Genomic DNA, 15729 nt, shown 5'->3' on the forward strand with positions numbered 1-15729 from the left:
TGCCATGACAGATTACGCCCCGCTCGATGCCTGGATTGACCAGCATTTCGACGAAGAAGTCGCCTTTTTGCAAGCGCTCGTTCGCGTCCCCACCGACACCCCGCCCGGCAACAACGCTCCCCACGCCGACCGCACGGCCACGCTGCTGGAAGCAATGGGTTTGGTGGTCGAAAAACACCCCGTGCCCGCCACCGAAGTGGCCGCCGCAGGCATGGTATCCATCACCAACCTGGTGGTGCGCCGCCAATACGGTACTGGTGGCCTTGGCAAAACCATCGCCCTCAACGCCCACGGCGACGTGGTCCCCCCCGGCGACGGCTGGACCCACGCGCCCTACGGCGGTGAGATTGCCGACGGCCACATTTTTGGCCGCGCCACGGCGGTCAGCAAGGGCGACTTCGCCAGCTTCACCTTCGCCGTGCGGGCGCTCGAATCCCTGGGCCTGCCGCTCCAAGGCGCGGTCGAGTTGCACTTCACCTACGACGAAGAATTCGGCGGCGAACTCGGCCCCGGCTGGCTGCTCAAAAACAACATCGTCAAGCCCGACCTGATGATCGCCGCAGGCTTCTCTTACCAGGTGGTTACCGCGCACAACGGCTGCCTGCAAATGGAAGTCACCGTGCACGGCAAAGCCGCCCATGCCGCGATTCCCGAGAGCGGCGTAGACGCGCTGCAAGGCGCGGTGCAAATTTTGAACGCCCTGTACGCGCAAAACACGCTCTACCAGCAGGTCACGTCTAGCGTGGAAGGCATCACCCACCCCTACCTGAACGTGGGCACTATCCAAGGCGGCAGCAACACCAATGTGGTGCCCGGCAAGGTCAGCTTCAAGCTAGACCGCCGCATGATTCCCGAGGAAAACCCGGTGGAGGTCGAAGCCAACATCCGCCAGGTGATAGCCGATGCCGCCGCCCGCCAGCCCGGCATCACGGTAGACATCAAGCGCCTGCTACTGGCGCACTCCATGCAGCCCCTGCCCGGCAACCAGCCGCTGGTAGATGCCATCCAGAAGCACGGCCTGGCGGTGTTTGGCGAACCCATTCCGGCGATGGGCACGCCGCTCTACACCGACGTGCGGCTGTACGCCGCTGCGGGCATCCCCGGCGTGATCTATGGCGCAGGGCCGCGCACCGTACTCGAATCCCACGCCAAGCGCACCGACGAGCGCCTGAGCCTGGAAGACCTGCGCCGCGCCACCAAGGTGATAGCCCGCACGCTGGCCGATCTATTGGCATAACCCCATACGCCTTTTGCATCGAGATAGGTAGTCTCCACCGCGACTACCCGCTATTGCTTGCGTTAGGCTTACATGGTCAAAAACACCAACGAGGACGACGAGCAACATGGCCCAAGACATTTCCCCCGCAGAAATGGCGCTGCGCGACGCAGCCCGCGAATACCACTGCACCCCCAGCAAGGGAAAAATATCGGTCAACGCGACCAAGCCGCTGTCTAACCAGCGCGACCTGTCGCTGGCCTACTCCCCCGGTGTCGCCTACCCTTGCCTGGACATCCAGCGCGACCCGTCCCTGGCATCCGAATACACCTCGCGCGGCAACCTGGTCGGCGTGATCACCAACGGCACGGCGGTGCTGGGCCTGGGCAATATCGGCCCGCTGGCCTCCAAGCCGGTGATGGAGGGCAAGGGCTGTTTGTTCAAAAAGTTCGCCGGTATCGACGTGTTTGACATCGAACTGGCCGAAAACGACCCCGACAAACTGGTGGACATCATTGCCGCGATGGAACCCACCCTGGGCGGTGTGAACCTGGAAGACATTAAAGCCCCCGAGTGCTTCTACATCGAGCAAAAGCTGCGCGAGCGCATGAACATCCCGGTGTTCCACGACGACCAGCACGGCACGGCCATCATCTCGTCGGCCGCCCTGCTTAACGGCCTGGAGCTGGTGGGCAAGAAGATCGAAGACGTGAAGGTGGCCGTGTCGGGTGCGGGTGCCGCAGCCATTGCCTGCCTGGACGTGATGGTCGGCCTGGGCGTGCAGCGCAAAAACATCTTCGCCTGCGACTCCAAGGGCATCATCTACCAGGGCCGCCCCGGTGGTTTTGATGCATCCAAAGAGCGCTACGCCCAAGACACCTCGGCCCGCACGCTGGCCGACGCGGTCAACAACGCCGACGTATTTTTGGGTTGCTCTGCCGCCGGTGTATTGACGGCCGAGATGGTCAAAACAATGGCCACCAGGCCCATCATCTTGGCGCTGGCCAACCCCGAGCCCGAAATCCGCCCCGAGCTGGCCAAGGCCGTGCGGCCCGACTGCATCATCGCCACCGGCCGCTCGGACTACCCGAACCAGGTCAACAACGTACTGTGTTTCCCGTACATCTTCCGGGGCGCACTCGACTGCGGCGCGACCAAGATCACCGAAGCCATGAAGCTGGCCTGCGTGCGCCAGATTGCCGATCTGGCCAAGGCCGACATCAGCGAAGAAGTGGCCGCCGCCTACTCCGGCAAAGAGCTGGTGTTTGGCAGCGAATACCTGATCCCCACGCCGTTCGACTCGCGCCTGATTCTGCGCATCGCCCCCGCCGTGGCCAAGGCCGCCGAAGAATCCGGCGTGGCCACCCGCCCGATCCAGGACTACGAGGCGTACCGCCAAAGCCTGATGCGCTTCGTCTACCAAACCGGCATGTTCATGCGCCCGGTGTTCAGCGCCGCCAAGGCCGTGCCCGCCAACGCCAAGCGCGTGGCCTATGCCGAAGGGGAAGACGAACGCGTGCTGCGCGCCGCCCAACTCGCGGTGGACGAAAACCTGGCCCACCCGATTTTGATCGGCCGCCCCGCCGTCATCGAAGCCCGCATCCTCAAAGCCGGCCTGCGCATCCGCGTCGGCGTGGATGTGGAAGTGGTGAACCCCGAGGACGATGCCCGCTTCCGCCAGTACTGGGAAACCTACCACCGCCTGATGGGGCGCCGTGGCGTGTCGCAAGACGTGGCCAAGGCGGCGGTGCGCCGCTCCAACACCACCATCGCCGCGCTGATGGTGCGTCTGGGCGATGCCGATGCCATGCTGTGCGGTCTGCTGGGCCGCTACGAGGTGCATTTGCAGCACATCAGCGACATCATCGGCCTGAAAAAAGGCGCCACGGGCTTTGCCGCCCTGAACGCGCTGATGCTAGAAAAGCACACCTTGTTCATCACCGATGCATTTGTGAACGAAGACCCGACTGCCGAGCAGCTGGCCAGCATCGCCGTGATGGCCGCCGAGGAGGTCGCCCGCTTCGGCCTGCCGCCCAAGGTGGCGTTTTTGTCGCACTCCAACTACGGCTCGTCGGACCGCCCCTCGGCCCGCAAAATGCGCGCCGCCCACGAACTGTTCAAGGCGATGGCCCCCGACATCGAATCCGACGGCGAACTACAAGGCGATGCCGCCCTGTCGCAGCCCATGCGCGAAGCCGCCCTGCTGGATGCCGAGACGAATTTGCACGGTGAAGCCAACCTGCTGGTCTGCCCCAACCTGGACGCAGCCAACATCTTGTTCAACGTGCTCAAGGTCACCGGAGGCAACGGCGTGACGGTCGGCCCCATCCTGCTGGGTGCGGCGGCCTCGGCGCACATCCTGACACCATCGGCCACCGTGCGCCGGGTGGTCAACATGACGGCATTGGCCGTGGCCAACGCCGCCACCTTGCACAAGTAAGCCAACCCAGCCCCGCAAAAAGCGCACTTTTACAGTGCGCTTTTTTGTTTGGGTGGCATCTTTATTGCTGTACCGTCTGGACACCCCTTTGGAGACTCCATGACAAAACGCGCCTTCCTGCACACCGCCCTCGCCAGCGCCGCCCTGCTACTGGCCGCTCCGGCCTTCGCCCAAAACACGCCCATCAAGTTCCAGCTCGACTGGCGCTTTGAAGGCCCGGCCGCGCTGTTCCTCACGCCCGCCGCCAAAGGCTATTTCAAGGATGCCAAGCTGGACGTGAGCATCGACGCAGGCAACGGCTCGGGCGGCGCGGTCACCCGCGTGGCATCCGGTGTGTACGACATGGGTTTTGCCGATTTGGCCGCCTTGATGGAATTCCACGCCAACAACCCCGACGCGCCCAACAAACCGGTGGCGGTAATGATGGTGTATGCCGACACCCCCGCCTCGGTGATGGTTTTAAAGAAATCCGGCATCAAAACCCCGGCCGACCTGAGCGGCAAAAAGATTGGCGCCCCGGTGTTCGACGCAGGCCGCCGCGCCTTCCCGATCTTCGCCAAGGCCAACGGCATCACCGGCGTGCAGTGGACCAGCATGGACCCGCCACTGCGCGAAACCATGCTGGTGCGTGGCGATGTGGATGCCATCACCGGCTTCACCTTTACCTCGCTGCTGAACCTGGAAGCCCGGGGCACCAAGGCCGAAGACGTGCTGGTCCTGCCCTACCCGCAGTTCGGCGTAAAGCTGTACGGCAACGCCATCATCGCCTCGCCCAAGCTGATCAAGGAGAACCCGGCCGCCGTCAAAGCCTTCTTGCAAGCGGTGGCCAAGGGCATGAAAGACGTGATCGCCAAGCCCGCCGCCGCCATTGAAGACGTCAAAGCCCGCGACGGCATCATCAACAGCGCCCTGGAATTGCGCCGCCTGCACATGGCCATCGACACCGCCATCAACACCCCTAACGCCCGCGCCGAAGGCTTTGGCCAGACCACGCCACCGCGCCTGTCGCTGATGGCCTCGCAGGTGTCCGACGCGTTTGCCACCAAAACCCGGGTGAATGCGGACGCGGTGTGGAACGGCAGCTTTTTGCCCTCGGCAGCCGAGTTGAACGTACTACCCGCCAAAAAGTAATTACTATTAATTTCATAGCTACTAGCGCAGGTGGTATATGCGCTAGCGGCCTATTTCTTATAAATTTGTGAACACAGCTCCTTTTGTAGATTTCCGTGATGTCTGGCTGGCCTACAACGACACACTGCTGGCGCAAAACCAGTTTGCGGTCGAGGCCATCGACCTGCAGGTGCAACAGGGCGAATTCATCGCCATCGTCGGCCCGTCGGGCTGCGGCAAGTCCACCTTCATGAAGCTGGCCACCGGTCTGAAGATGCCGTCCAAAGGCAGCATCCGCATCGACGGCCAGCCGGTGACCGGGCCGCTGAAGATATCCGGCATGGCCTTCCAGGCCCCGTCGCTACTGCCTTGGCGCACCACGGTAGACAACGTGCTGCTGCCGCTGGAGATCGTCGAACCCTACCGTAGCCAGTTCAAAACTAGGCGCAAAGAGTACGTGGAACGCGCCCGCCAGTTGCTGCAAAAAGTGGGGCTGGGCGGCTATGAAGACAAATTCCCCTGGCAGCTGTCGGGCGGCATGCAGCAGCGCGCCAGCATCTGCCGCGCCCTCATCCACGAGCCCAAGATGCTGCTGCTCGACGAGCCCTTTGGCGCGCTGGATGCCTTTACCCGCGAAGAGCTATGGTGCATCCTGCGCGACCTGTGGACCGAGCAGCGCTTCAATGTGATTCTGGTCACGCACGACCTGCGCGAGTCGGTGTTCTTGGCCGACACGGTCTACGTGATGGGCAAGAGCCCGGGCCGCTTCATGCACAAACAGCACATCACCCTGCCCCGCCCGCGCGACCTGGAGCTGACCTACACCCCAGAATTCAGCGACATCGTGCACGCCCTGCGCGGCCACATCGGCAACTTCCGAAAGGCCACGCCATGAACCCCAAAACCCTGCAACGCTGGTCCCCCTGGGTGCTGCTGGTGGCGATTCTGCTGCTGTGGCAGGGCATTTGCACCGCATTCAACGTGTCGGAATTCATCTTCCCCAGCCCCTGGCGCATCTGGACGCAACTGCTCGAATTCAAAGGCCCGATTGCCCTCCACGCCTGGCGCACCTACTGGGTGACGATGGCGGGCTTTGGGCTGGCGATTGTGGTGGGCGTACTGCTGGGTTTTGTGGTGGGCAGTTCGCGCCTGGCCTATGCCGCCATCTACCCGCTGATGACGGCCTTCAACGCCCTGCCCAAGGCGGCGTTTGTGCCGATTCTGGTGGTGTGGTTTGGCATCGGCACCGGCCCGGCCATCCTGACGGCGTTTTTGATCAGCTTCTTTCCCATCATGGTCAACATCGCCACCGGCCTGGCCACGCTGGAGCCCGAGCTGGAAGACGTGCTGCGCGTGCTGGGCGCCAAGCGCTGGGACGTGCTCACCAAGGTCGGCCTGCCGCGCTCCATGCCCTACTTTTTCGGTTCGCTCAAGGTGGCCATCACCCTGGCCTTTGTGGGCACCACGGTGTCGGAAATGACCGCTGCCAACGAAGGCATTGGCTACCTGCTGATCTCGGCCGGCTCCAGCATGCAGATGGGCCTGGCCTTTGCCGGGCTGATGGTGGTGGGCGCGATGGCGATGGTGATGTACGAGCTGTTCAGCTATATCGAGCGGCACACCACCGGCTGGGCGCACCGCAGTTCGCAAGGCGACTGAAAAGTGTGACTAGGTAGTATCAGACTAAACCACTGCGTATTGATTTTGATCAAAGCAGTGTTTGGAAGGCTTGCGTATGCTCCAGCCACCGTTACTTTTGACGGAGGCAGTCCGCCGCTATTCCCGCCCGGGAACATCGGCAGGAGATACCCAAATGACCCACCCACGACGCGTTTTTCTCATGGCCATCGCGGCCACCGGTACAACCCTTGCCACCCTCAGCACCGGCGCACGCGCCCAGGCCAAGGTCGATGAAAAAGACCCCCAGGCCGCCGCCCTCGGCTACGCCGCCGACACCACCAAGGTAGATGCCAAAAAGTACCCCAAACACGCCGCCGCCCAGCTGTGCAGCAACTGCGCGCTGTACCAGGGCAAACCGGCCGATGCCGCCGGTGGCTGCCCGCTGTTTGCAGGCAAACAGGTAGCAGCCAAGGGCTGGTGCAGCGCCTGGGCCAAGAAGGCCTGATGCCTCTCACAGGTTTCAAAGGCAACAAGCAGTCCCTGCCCAGCAAGCCCTGCGTGGCCTGTGGCAGGGCCATGGCCTGGCGCAAAAGCTGGGCCAAAAACTGGGCCGAGGTGAAGTACTGCTCGGATGCCTGTAGAAAGAACAAGAATGCTTAGAAACCTGGTCATCGTGCTGGGCGACCAGCTCGACATGCAATCAAGCGCCTTCGACGGGTTTGACCCCGCCCAAGATGCCGTGTGGATGGCCGAGGTGGCCGAGGAGTCCACCCACATCTGGTCCAGCAAACAGCGCATCGCCCTGTTTCTGGCCGCCATGCGCCACTTTGCCAAAGGCCTGCGGGACGCGGGCTACCCCCTGCACTACACCCGCTTGGACCAGCCCGGCAACCGAGGCAGCTTGGCAAGCGAACTGCATTTTGCTATTAAAAATCTAGCTACTCACGCCCTAGTCATAAGCGGTGCAGGTGATTTCCGTGTGTATAAATCCATCCAGGCCGTAGCCCAACAGGGCGGTGTGCCGCTGGACGTGCGCGAAGACCGCCACTTTTTTGCCACCGTGCGCCAGTTTGCCGACCACGCCCAGGGCCGCAAATCGCTGCGCATGGAGTATTTCTACCGCGAAATGCGCCGCCGCCACGGCGTGCTGATGGAGGGCGACCAGCCCACCGGCGGCCAGTGGAACTTCGATGCCGAGAACCGCGAAGCCTTTGGCAAAACCGGCCCCGGCTCGGTGCCCGCCCGCACCACCTTCGCACCCGATACCACCACGCAAGAGGTGATCGACCTGGTCAACACCCGCTTCGCCAGCCACCCCGGCACGCTGCACAGCTTTGCCTGGCCCGTCACCCGCGCGCAGGCGCTGCAATCGCTGGATGCGTTCATCGCAGAGCGTCTGCCGCTGTTTGGCCGCTACCAAGATGCCCTGTGGCCGGGCGAGGCCTGGCTGTACCACTCGCACCTGGCAGCGGCGCTGAACCTCAAACTGCTGAACCCGCGCGAGGTGGTGGCCGCTGCCGAGGCCGCCTACCACGCCGGTGCCGCGCCGCTGGCCTGCGTAGAAGGCTTCATCCGCCAGATTCTGGGCTGGCGAGAATACGTGCGCGGCATCTACTGGACGCAGATGCCCGCCTACGCCGACCGCAACGCCCTCAACGCCCAAGAGCCCCTGCCCGCCTGGTACTGGACCGGCCAGACCGACATGGCCTGCCTGCGCGATGCCATCGGGCAAACCCTGGCCCACGGCTACAGCCACCACATCCAGCGCCTCATGGTGACCGGCCTGTTCGCCCTGCTGCTGGGCGTGCAGCCGCAGCAGGTGCACGCCTGGTACTTGTCGGTCTACGTAGATGCCGTGGAATGGGTGGAGCTGCCCAACACCCTCGGCATGGCCATGTACGCCGACGGTGGCCTGATGGCCAGCAAGCCCTACATCGCCACCGGCAAATACATCGAGCGCATGGGCAGCAAGCAGCACTGCGCCAGTTGCCGCTACGACCCGGCCCTGCGCGAAGGCGAGCGCGCCTGCCCCTTCACCACGCTGTACTGGGACTTTCTGGCGCGGCACGAAAAGATGCTCACCGCCAACCCGCGCATGTCCTTGCAGGTCCGCAATTTAGCCCGCCTGAGCGACGCACAAAAGCAGGCCGTGGCCGAGCGCGCCGCCGCCATCCGCAGCGGTGCCGTAGGAGCCAGCACATGAGTTTCGAACCTACCCTGGCAGCGGCACAGGCCCGCATCAAAGCAGTCCGCCCCGCCGACTACGCCCGCAGCCGCAATGCCATCGAAGGGGCGGTCACCGGCCTGTCGCCCTACATTACCCACGGCTTTGTCACCTTGCCCGAAGTATTGGCGGGCGTGGCGGCGCAGCACCGGCTGGACGTGGGGCACAAGTTCGTCTTCGAGCTGGGCTGGCGCGAATACTTTCGCCATGTCTGGCAGCACCTAGGCAATGGCATCTTGCAGTCGCTGCACGAAGGGCTGCTGCCCAAGGCTGCCTACGCGCCCGAGATGCCCGCAGACATCCGCCAGGCCCGCACCGGCATCCCCGCCATCGACACCGCCGTGCGCAAGCTCTACGCCACCGGCTACTTACACAACCACGCCCGCATGTGGCTGGCTAGCTACGTGGTGCACATCCGCAAAGTGCATTGGCGGGCCGGGGCCGACTGGATGCTGGCCCACCTGCTCGACGGCGACCTGGCCAGCAACCACCTGAGCTGGCAATGGGTGGCGGGCACCGGCAGCAGCAAACCCTATCTATTCAATGCCGAAAACGTCGCCCAGTACGCCCCGCCCGACTGGCACAGCCCCGGCAGCGTGATCGACACCAGCTACGCCGCGCTGGATGCCATCGCCCGCAACCCGCATGCGTTGGCAGAACCGTCTGAAACCGAAGGCGTGGACGAGCCCGCTGTGTCCTCCATCCCGCCACACGCCACCGCCCCCGATGCCGCGCGGGTCGCTGGCCGCGACGTGTGGCTGGTCCACCCCTGGGCGCTACGCCTGCCGCCGGACCTGCCCGCCGAAACGCTGTGCATCGGCATCTACCACTCTGATTTTCATAGCATCTGGCCCTGGAGCGATAAGCGCTGGGGCTTTGTGGGAGCCCGCATGGCAAAGATGACCGCTGCGCAGTGGCACGCCGACACGGCCACGCTGCAACAGGCCCTGCGCGGTGCGCGTTCGGTGCGCACCGTGGCCGACCCGCACCTCGACCTCAGCGCCCTGGCCCAGGTCCAGCCCGCCCCCTATTTGTTTGCCGAAGTCGCCCGCCCCTGCACCTCGTTCTCGCAATGGTGGACGCGCACCACGCGCGGTGTCAGCCAGTTGCACGACTTGCCCGGACTGGCCAGCCTGTCGGCAGGCCCTTTGTTTGATACCACTCCAGAAAGCACTCACCATGACAACCACATCCCCCCAGATCGCCCTGGTGACCGGCGCACGCGGTGGCATAGGCCGTGAAGTCGTCTCCCAGTTGCGCCTGGCAGGCCACCGCGTAGCCGCAGTAGGCCGCGATGCCACCAGTCTGGCCGAAGTGGCCGCAGATGCCCATATCGCCGCCGACACCACCACGCCCGAAGGCGCTGCCGAGGCCATCTCCGCCTGCATCGCCCAGCTCGGCGGCCCGCCCACCCTGCTGGCCCACTGCGTCGGCAGCACGCTGATTGCGCCCCTGCACCGCAGCACGGCGGCCCAATACCGCGAAGTCATGCGCATCAACCTGGACAGCGCCTTCTTCATGCTGCAAGCCTGGGTGGAAGCCCTGCGCGTGGCCAAGCTGCAAGGCGCGGCCGTACTCGCCTCCAGCGTGGTGTCGCGCATCGGCGTGGCCAACCACGAGGCGATAGCGGCAGCCAAAGGCGGCATCGAAGCCCTGGCCCGCAGTGCAGCAGCCACCTACGCCCCGCTGGGCCTGCGCGTCAACGTGGTCGCCCCCGGCATGACCGACACCCCCATGACCGCCGGCATGCTGCGCATGGACGCGATGCGCGAAGGCGCGGGCAAGCAATACCCCTTGGGTGGGGTGCAAACCGCTGCGCAGGTTGCCGACGCGATGACGTGGTTGCTAAGCGACGGCGCAGCGCGGATTACCGGGCAGGTGATTGCGGTGGATGGTGGGTTTACGACTGTGCGGCCGCTGGTGAAGTAGGCGCGGCTGCTGGCGGGGATTGCTATTCAATAGATAGCTGCTCTCGCTTATGGAATGGGCGGCAGGGGCACTTTTCGCTTAGCTCATTAGGCGAACGGTATGCGTACCGACAGCGTCATGATGCGCACACCGCAAGTACCACGGAGGTCCATGCGCATCTTCGCCACCCTCGCCCTCCTAGCTCTGTCCAACAACCTGCACGCCCAGGTCTACCGCTGTGGCAACACCTACAGCAGTACCCCCTGCGCGGGTGGTCGGTCTGTGGACACGTCGCCCGCCATCAGCGCGCAGGGCGGCGCTTCGGGGACGACGACGCTGTACCTGTGCCAAAGCTATGGCGGCGGGCAGTTCTGGGCACTGGAGCATTGCAGTCAACGCAGTGCCCTGGTCGAGCGCATGGAATCCGTGCCCTCGGGGGTGCCGTTTGACCAGCAAGTGCAACTGGCCCAGGGCCAACGCGCCAGAAGTGCAGCTTTGGCATCCCCACCCGTGCAAGCCACACGCGTGGAGTCCAACACGCCGAGCCAGCCATCCCAGTGCGCTGCTCTGGATGCGCGCATCCGCTACCTGGACCAACTGGCGCGCTCCGGCGGGAACGCACAATATATGGACTGGATTGCCAACGAACGTAAGCAATCGCGCGACCAGCAATTCCGGATGCGTTGCTGAAGGTTTGCGCCGCAGCTCAATCGTCCACTGGAGAGATAGCCTTAATTGCGGGCCACGAAATGGTCCCCCGCCCCCCGAGGCAGGCGCAGCGTGTCCAGCAGCCCCGCCAACGCCACCATAGCTGCCACCACAAAAGCCACTTTGTATTCCACCGCCACCACATCCACGTGGCCCACCAGCCCCTCGCCCAAACGGATCGCCATAGCGCCCAAGGTGATACCCGCCGCCATGCTGACCTGCGAGATCACGTTGAACAGGCCATTGGCATCGCCCATCTGCCGCTCGGGCACGTCGGCAAAGGCGATGGTGCCCAGGCTGGTGAACTGCATCGAGCGCGTCATGCCGCTGATGAACAGCATGGGCACCAGCACGACGGCGGGCGTGGCGGGGCCCACCAGCGCCCAGGCCGCCAGACACAGCGCGGCCAGCAGGCCGTTCCACAGCATCACCGGGCGGTAGCCAAAGCGCCGCAGTATCGGCGTGGTCACGGTCTTCATGGCCAGGTTGCCTGCAAACATCACCAGCAGCCACAGGCCCGAATGCAAGGCATCCAGCCCCAGGCCGAGCGGGAACATCAGCGGCAGCAAAAACGGCAGGCTGCTAATGCCCATGCGCGAGAGGGAGCCGCCGACCATCGCCGCCCGAAAGGTGGGGATGCGCATCGGCGCCAGGTCCAGCATCGGGCTGGCCGCGCGGTGGAAATGCCGCACGGCAGCGGCCAGCATCAGCGCGCCGCCCACACACGCCAACAGGTTGGCGGCATCGACCGCATTGCTCAGCTGCTCCAGCCCGCCCAGCAGAGCAAACATGCCACCGCCGCACAACACAAAGCCGGTCCAGTCAAAGGGTTTGCGGGCCTCGGGCTCCATCTTCGGGATCAGCCACAGCGCCAGTCCAAAGGCCACCAACCCCAACGGCACGTTGAGGAAAAATATCCAGTGCCAACTGGCGTGGCTGACGATAAAGCCGCCCAGCGGCGGCGCAAGCACCGGGGCCACCAGCGCGGGCCAGACCAGGTTGGACATGGCCGCCATGCGCCCTGCCTGGGGCGTGTGGCGCAACACCAGCAAGCGCCCCACGGGCACCATCAGCGCGCCGCTGGCCCCTTGCAGCACCCGCAGGGCGATGAAGGTGTGCAGGTCCGTTACCAGCCCGCAGGCCACCGAGGTGAGCGTGAAACCGGCGATGGCGCAGGCAAACACATTGCGCGGGCCGAGCCGGTTGGCGATCCAGCCGCTCACGGGAATGAATACGCCCAGCGCCAGCAGGTAGGCGCTCATCGCTACGTTGAGCTGCACAGCCTGCACCCCGAACGATCTGGCCATGTCGGGCATGGCGGTGGCGATGATGTTGCCGTCCAGCACCTCCATGAACATCGCGCCGGTGACCAGAAAAGTCACCCAGCGCAGGCGTGCGCCTTCTAACTTGCCCATTCCCATGTTCCTTTATGGCAAAGCCACCCCCTGGCAGCCGCGCCAAGCATGGTAACGGGACTAGGTCACCGCCGAATTAGCTATATTTTTTATAGCTATTCTCGCTTATCAAATAAGCGCCAGAGCCACTTTTTATATAAATTTATCCCAAGCGCTGGCGCGTGCCTGCGGCCACATCGCGCAGCCACGGGTGCTGCTGCCAGTGCTGCGCGGCAAAGGCCTGGATCTGCGGCTGGTAGGTGAGCGACAGGCCGATCACATCCAGCCCTTCCAGAAACATCTGGCGGTGCCGGTCACTCAGGGTGAAGGCAGCGTCCACGCTGGCGCTGCGCACCCGCATGGCCTGCACGTCGATCTGCACCGTGCCGTGCTGGTCGGCATCCCGCGCCAACGCGTCGATTTGCGCCTGCGGCAGCATGGCCAGCAGCAGGCGGTTGTTCATGGCGTTGGAGTAAAAAATTTCGCCAAAGCTGGGCGCAACCACCGCCTGGATGCCGTACTGCTGCAGCCCCCACACGGCGTGCTCGCGGCTGGAGCCGCAGCCGAAATTGGCCCCGGCCACCAGCACCCGGGTGGAGGCGTAGGCGGGCTGGTTCAGCACGCAGTCGGGGCGCGGCTGGCCCTGGCCGTCAAAGCGCAGGTCGTACAGCAGGCCCTGGGCCAGGCCGGATTTGTCGATGCCGTGCAGAAACTGCTTGGGCATGATCTGGTCGGTGTCGAGGTTTTCGGTGCGGATGGCGGCCATGCGGCCTTCGATCAGATTGGACTCAAGCATGGTGCAGCTCCAGGGTGCGGACATCGGTGATGCAGCCGGTGACGGCGGCGGCGGCGGCCATGGCCGGGCCCATCAAATGGGTGATGGCGCCGCGCCCCTGGCGGCCCTCGAAGTTGCGGTTGGTGGTGGACGCGCAGCGCACGCCGGGTGCCAGCAGGTCGCCGTTCATCGCCAGGCACATCGAGCAGCCGGGTTGCCGCCACTCGAAGCCCGCGTCCAGCAGCAACTGGGCAATGCCTTCGCGCTCGGCCTGCTGTTTGACCGCACCCGAGCCCGGCACCACCATGGCCCGCACGCCCGCAGCCACATGCCGCCCGCGCACCACGGCGGCCACGGCGCGCAGGTCCTCGATGCGGGCGTTGGTGCAGGAGCCAATGAACACGTGCTGCACCGGCGTACCCGCAATGGCCGCGCCCGCCACCAGCCCGGTGTAGCGCAGGGCCTGCTCGGTGCTGCGGCGCACCGGGCCTTCGGGCTGGGCCTCGGGCCGGGGCACGCAGCCGTCGATCGCCACCACCTGGTCAGGGCTGGTACCCCAGGTGACGTGCGGGGCCACGCTGCGGGCATCGAAACAGTGCTCCACGGCAAACACCGCGCCGGGGTCGCTGTGCAGCGTGGCCCAGTGGGCCAAAGCCGCCTCTTGCACTGCGCCCTGGATATCCGGGGCGCGGGCCAGCACGTAGGCGATAGCCGTGGCATCGGGCGCAATCAAAGCGCCGCGTGCGCCCGCCTCCACCGCCATATTGCACAGGGTGAAGCGCGCCTCGACCGACAAGGCGGCGATGGCGCTGCCGCAAAACTCGACCACAAAGCCGCGCGCGCCCTGGGCACCGATCTGGCCAATCACCATCAGAATCAAATCCTTGGCCGTGGTGCCCGGTGGCAACTGGCCGTCGATGCGGATGCGCATGTCTTGCGCCAACCGGTACACCAGGGTTTGGGTGGCCAGCACGTGCTCCACCTCGGAGGTGCCAATGCCAAAGCCCAGCGCCCCCAGCGCGCCGTAGGTGGTGGTGTGGCTGTCGCCACACAAAATCACCATGCCGGGCCGCACCATGCCGTGTTCGGGGGCAATTACATGCTCGATGCCTTGCAGCGCGTCGTTGGTGTCGAACAGCGGAATGCCGTAGCGCACGCAATTGCGCTGCAAGTTGCTGGCTTGCAGGGCTGGGGCGGCATCGGCAATCACCCGCCAAGACGTCGGCGTGGTGGGAATCACATGGCTGACCACCGCCACGTTTTGCCCCGGCATGGGCACGCCACGGCCTTGCTCTTGCAAACCGGCAAAGGCCTGCGGGCTGGTGTATTCGTTCATCAGGTGCAGGTCGCAAAACAGCAGCACGTTTTGCGCGTCCAGCACCGCCACGGTGTGGCTGGCGACGAGTTTTTGGTACAGGGTGCGGGCCGTCATAGCGTGGCTCCGGCCAAGAACGGCAGCACCTTGGCCAGCAGGGCCTCGGGCGCTTCTTCGGCGATGTAGTGGCCACAGGGCAGCGGCTCGCCGCGCACGTCATCGGCCACGCGCTGCCATTCGGCCAGCGGCTGGAAGCAGCGGTGCACCACGCCCTGCGCGCCCCACAGCGCCAGCAGCGGCATGGGCAGACGCAGCCCGGCGGCCACATCGGCGCGGTCGTGTTCCAGGTCGATGCTGGCGGCGGCGCGGTAGTCTTCGCACAGGCCGTGGGCCGCGCCCGGCAGGGCCAGGGCGCGGGTGTAGGCGGCCAGCGCACGCGGGTCAAACGGGGCCAGCCCCGCGCTGCGGCTGCCCATCACATCGCGGATATAGGCGACGGGGTCGGCCTGGATCAGGCGCTCGGGCAGCGGCGCGGGCTGGATCAAAAAGAACCAGTGCCAGTAGGCCCGGGCAAAGGCCTCGGTGGTTTGCGCGTACATGGCCAGGGTGGGCGCAATGTCCAGCAGCGCCAGGCGCTGCACGGCTTGCGGGTGGTCGGCGGCCAGGCGGTGCGCCACGCGTGCGCCCCGGTCGTGCGCCAGCACATCGAACCGAGCATGGCCCAGCGACTGCATCACCCGCAGCATGTCCTGCGCCATCACGCGCTTGCTGTAGTTGCCGTGGTCGGCATCGCCCACCGGCTTGGACGAATCTCCATAGCCACGCAAATCGCACAGCACCAGGCTGAACTGCGCCGCCAGCACCGGCACCACCTTGTGCCAGATGGCATGGGTCTGCGGGTGGCCGTGCAGCAGCAACAGCGGCGGGCCGTTGCCGCCCACCAGAGTGTGGATGTGGATACCGGTGTCGGTGGGCACGGCGTGCTGGGTAAAGCCTTGGAACAGTGGCTGCATGGTGTG

General features: G+C 65.0%; 15 protein-coding genes. 11 read left to right on the top strand and 4 right to left on the bottom strand.

Annotated elements, in window-relative coordinates:
• The first annotated feature begins 4 nt into the window (after positions 1-4).
• The 11 genes from AC0969_RS00435 to AC0969_RS00485 all read left to right on the top strand — a co-directional run bounded on the left by AC0969_RS00435 (position 5) and on the right by AC0969_RS00485 (position 11208).
• A complete protein-coding gene (locus tag AC0969_RS00435; protein ID WP_479622158.1) occupies positions 5-1237 on the top strand; it encodes a M20 family metallopeptidase in 1233 nt (410 codons plus the stop codon).
• A 106-nt stretch (positions 1238-1343) separates the two neighbouring features.
• Entirely contained in the window at positions 1344-3656 is a 2313-nt protein-coding gene (locus tag AC0969_RS00440) for an NADP-dependent malic enzyme (RefSeq protein WP_479622159.1), read from the top strand.
• A 99-nt stretch (positions 3657-3755) separates the two neighbouring features.
• Positions 3756-4787 (top strand): ABC transporter substrate-binding protein, encoded by a 1032-nt coding sequence (locus AC0969_RS00445; protein WP_479622160.1) that lies wholly within the window; start codon positions 3756-3758, stop codon positions 4785-4787.
• Between the two features lie 67 nt (positions 4788-4854).
• On the top strand, positions 4855-5661 hold the full coding sequence (locus AC0969_RS00450) for an ABC transporter ATP-binding protein (protein ID WP_479622161.1): 807 nt from the start codon (positions 4855-4857) through the stop codon (positions 5659-5661).
• Positions 5658-6425 carry an ABC transporter permease gene (locus tag AC0969_RS00455; protein WP_479622162.1) on the top strand — a complete coding sequence of 256 codons (768 nt, stop codon included), beginning with the start codon at positions 5658-5660 and terminating at the stop codon, positions 6423-6425. Before AC0969_RS00450 ends, AC0969_RS00455 begins: the two co-directional genes overlap by 4 nt.
• Positions 6426-6579: 154 nt before the next feature.
• Positions 6580-6891 (top strand): high-potential iron-sulfur protein, encoded by a 312-nt coding sequence (locus tag AC0969_RS00460; protein WP_479622163.1) that lies wholly within the window; start codon positions 6580-6582, stop codon positions 6889-6891.
• Positions 6891-7046 carry a DUF2256 domain-containing protein gene (locus tag AC0969_RS00465; protein ID WP_479591881.1) on the top strand — a complete coding sequence of 52 codons (156 nt, stop codon included), beginning with the start codon at positions 6891-6893 and terminating at the stop codon, positions 7044-7046. The genes AC0969_RS00460 and AC0969_RS00465 overlap by 1 nt, the downstream gene beginning before the upstream one ends.
• On the top strand, positions 7039-8589 hold the full coding sequence (locus tag AC0969_RS00470; RefSeq protein ID WP_479622164.1) for a cryptochrome/photolyase family protein: 1551 nt from the start codon (positions 7039-7041) through the stop codon (positions 8587-8589). The genes AC0969_RS00465 and AC0969_RS00470 overlap by 8 nt, the downstream gene beginning before the upstream one ends.
• Entirely contained in the window at positions 8586-9851 is a 1266-nt protein-coding gene (locus tag AC0969_RS00475) for an FAD-binding domain-containing protein (protein WP_479622165.1), read from the top strand. Before AC0969_RS00470 ends, AC0969_RS00475 begins: the two co-directional genes overlap by 4 nt.
• Entirely contained in the window at positions 9790-10539 is a 750-nt protein-coding gene (locus AC0969_RS00480; RefSeq protein ID WP_479622166.1) for an SDR family NAD(P)-dependent oxidoreductase, read from the top strand. Before AC0969_RS00475 ends, AC0969_RS00480 begins: the two co-directional genes overlap by 62 nt.
• 99 nt (positions 10540-10638) lie before the next feature.
• A complete protein-coding gene (locus AC0969_RS00485) occupies positions 10639-11208 on the top strand; it encodes a hypothetical protein (RefSeq protein WP_479622167.1) in 570 nt (189 codons plus the stop codon).
• Positions 11209-11249: 41 nt separating this feature from the next.
• Here the strand turns inward: AC0969_RS00485 and AC0969_RS00490 are convergent, their stop codons facing one another.
• The 4 genes from AC0969_RS00490 to AC0969_RS00505 form a co-directional block, all read right to left on the bottom strand.
• A complete protein-coding gene (locus AC0969_RS00490) occupies positions 11250-12641 on the bottom strand; it encodes an MFS transporter (protein ID WP_479622168.1) in 1392 nt (463 codons plus the stop codon).
• A 142-nt stretch (positions 12642-12783) separates the two neighbouring features.
• Entirely contained in the window at positions 12784-13416 is a 633-nt protein-coding gene (leuD, locus tag AC0969_RS00495; protein WP_479622169.1) for a 3-isopropylmalate dehydratase small subunit, read from the bottom strand.
• Positions 13409-14827 (bottom strand): 3-isopropylmalate dehydratase large subunit, encoded by a 1419-nt coding sequence (leuC, locus tag AC0969_RS00500; RefSeq protein WP_479622170.1) that lies wholly within the window; start codon positions 14825-14827, stop codon positions 13409-13411. The genes leuD and leuC overlap by 8 nt, the downstream gene beginning before the upstream one ends.
• Positions 14824-15723: an alpha/beta fold hydrolase gene (locus AC0969_RS00505; protein ID WP_479622171.1), complete on the bottom strand. Its 900-nt coding sequence runs from the start codon at positions 15721-15723 to the stop codon at positions 14824-14826. Before AC0969_RS00505 ends, leuC begins: the two co-directional genes overlap by 4 nt.
• Positions 15724-15729 lie beyond the last annotated feature (6 nt).

Source organism: Rhodoferax sp. LB1P47, assembly GCF_056521445.1.

What these genes read in the sequence shown, in the direction of transcription:
- AC0969_RS00460 (WP_479622163.1), top strand. Translation starts at nt 6,580, where the DNA reads ATGACCCACCCACGACGCGTTTTTCTCATGGCCATCGCGGCCACCGGT.
- AC0969_RS00465 (WP_479591881.1), top strand. Translation starts at nt 6,891, where the DNA reads ATGCCTCTCACAGGTTTCAAAGGCAACAAGCAGTCCCTGCCCAGCAAG.
- leuD (WP_479622169.1), bottom strand. Translation starts at nt 13,416, where the DNA reads ATGCTTGAGTCCAATCTGATCGAAGGCCGCATGGCCGCCATCCGCACC.
- AC0969_RS00440 (WP_479622159.1), top strand. Translation starts at nt 1,344, where the DNA reads ATGGCCCAAGACATTTCCCCCGCAGAAATGGCGCTGCGCGACGCAGCC.
- AC0969_RS00490 (WP_479622168.1), bottom strand. Translation starts at nt 12,641, where the DNA reads ATGGGCAAGTTAGAAGGCGCACGCCTGCGCTGGGTGACTTTTCTGGTC.
- AC0969_RS00475 (WP_479622165.1), top strand. Translation starts at nt 8,586, where the DNA reads ATGAGTTTCGAACCTACCCTGGCAGCGGCACAGGCCCGCATCAAAGCA.
- AC0969_RS00445 (WP_479622160.1), top strand. Translation starts at nt 3,756, where the DNA reads ATGACAAAACGCGCCTTCCTGCACACCGCCCTCGCCAGCGCCGCCCTG.
- AC0969_RS00470 (WP_479622164.1), top strand. Translation starts at nt 7,039, where the DNA reads ATGCTTAGAAACCTGGTCATCGTGCTGGGCGACCAGCTCGACATGCAA.
- AC0969_RS00485 (WP_479622167.1), top strand. Translation starts at nt 10,639, where the DNA reads ATGCGTACCGACAGCGTCATGATGCGCACACCGCAAGTACCACGGAGG.
- leuC (WP_479622170.1), bottom strand. Translation starts at nt 14,827, where the DNA reads ATGACGGCCCGCACCCTGTACCAAAAACTCGTCGCCAGCCACACCGTG.
- AC0969_RS00505 (WP_479622171.1), bottom strand. Translation starts at nt 15,723, where the DNA reads ATGCAGCCACTGTTCCAAGGCTTTACCCAGCACGCCGTGCCCACCGAC.
- AC0969_RS00435 (WP_479622158.1), top strand. Translation starts at nt 5, where the DNA reads ATGACAGATTACGCCCCGCTCGATGCCTGGATTGACCAGCATTTCGAC.
- AC0969_RS00480 (WP_479622166.1), top strand. Translation starts at nt 9,790, where the DNA reads ATGACAACCACATCCCCCCAGATCGCCCTGGTGACCGGCGCACGCGGT.
- AC0969_RS00455 (WP_479622162.1), top strand. Translation starts at nt 5,658, where the DNA reads ATGAACCCCAAAACCCTGCAACGCTGGTCCCCCTGGGTGCTGCTGGTG.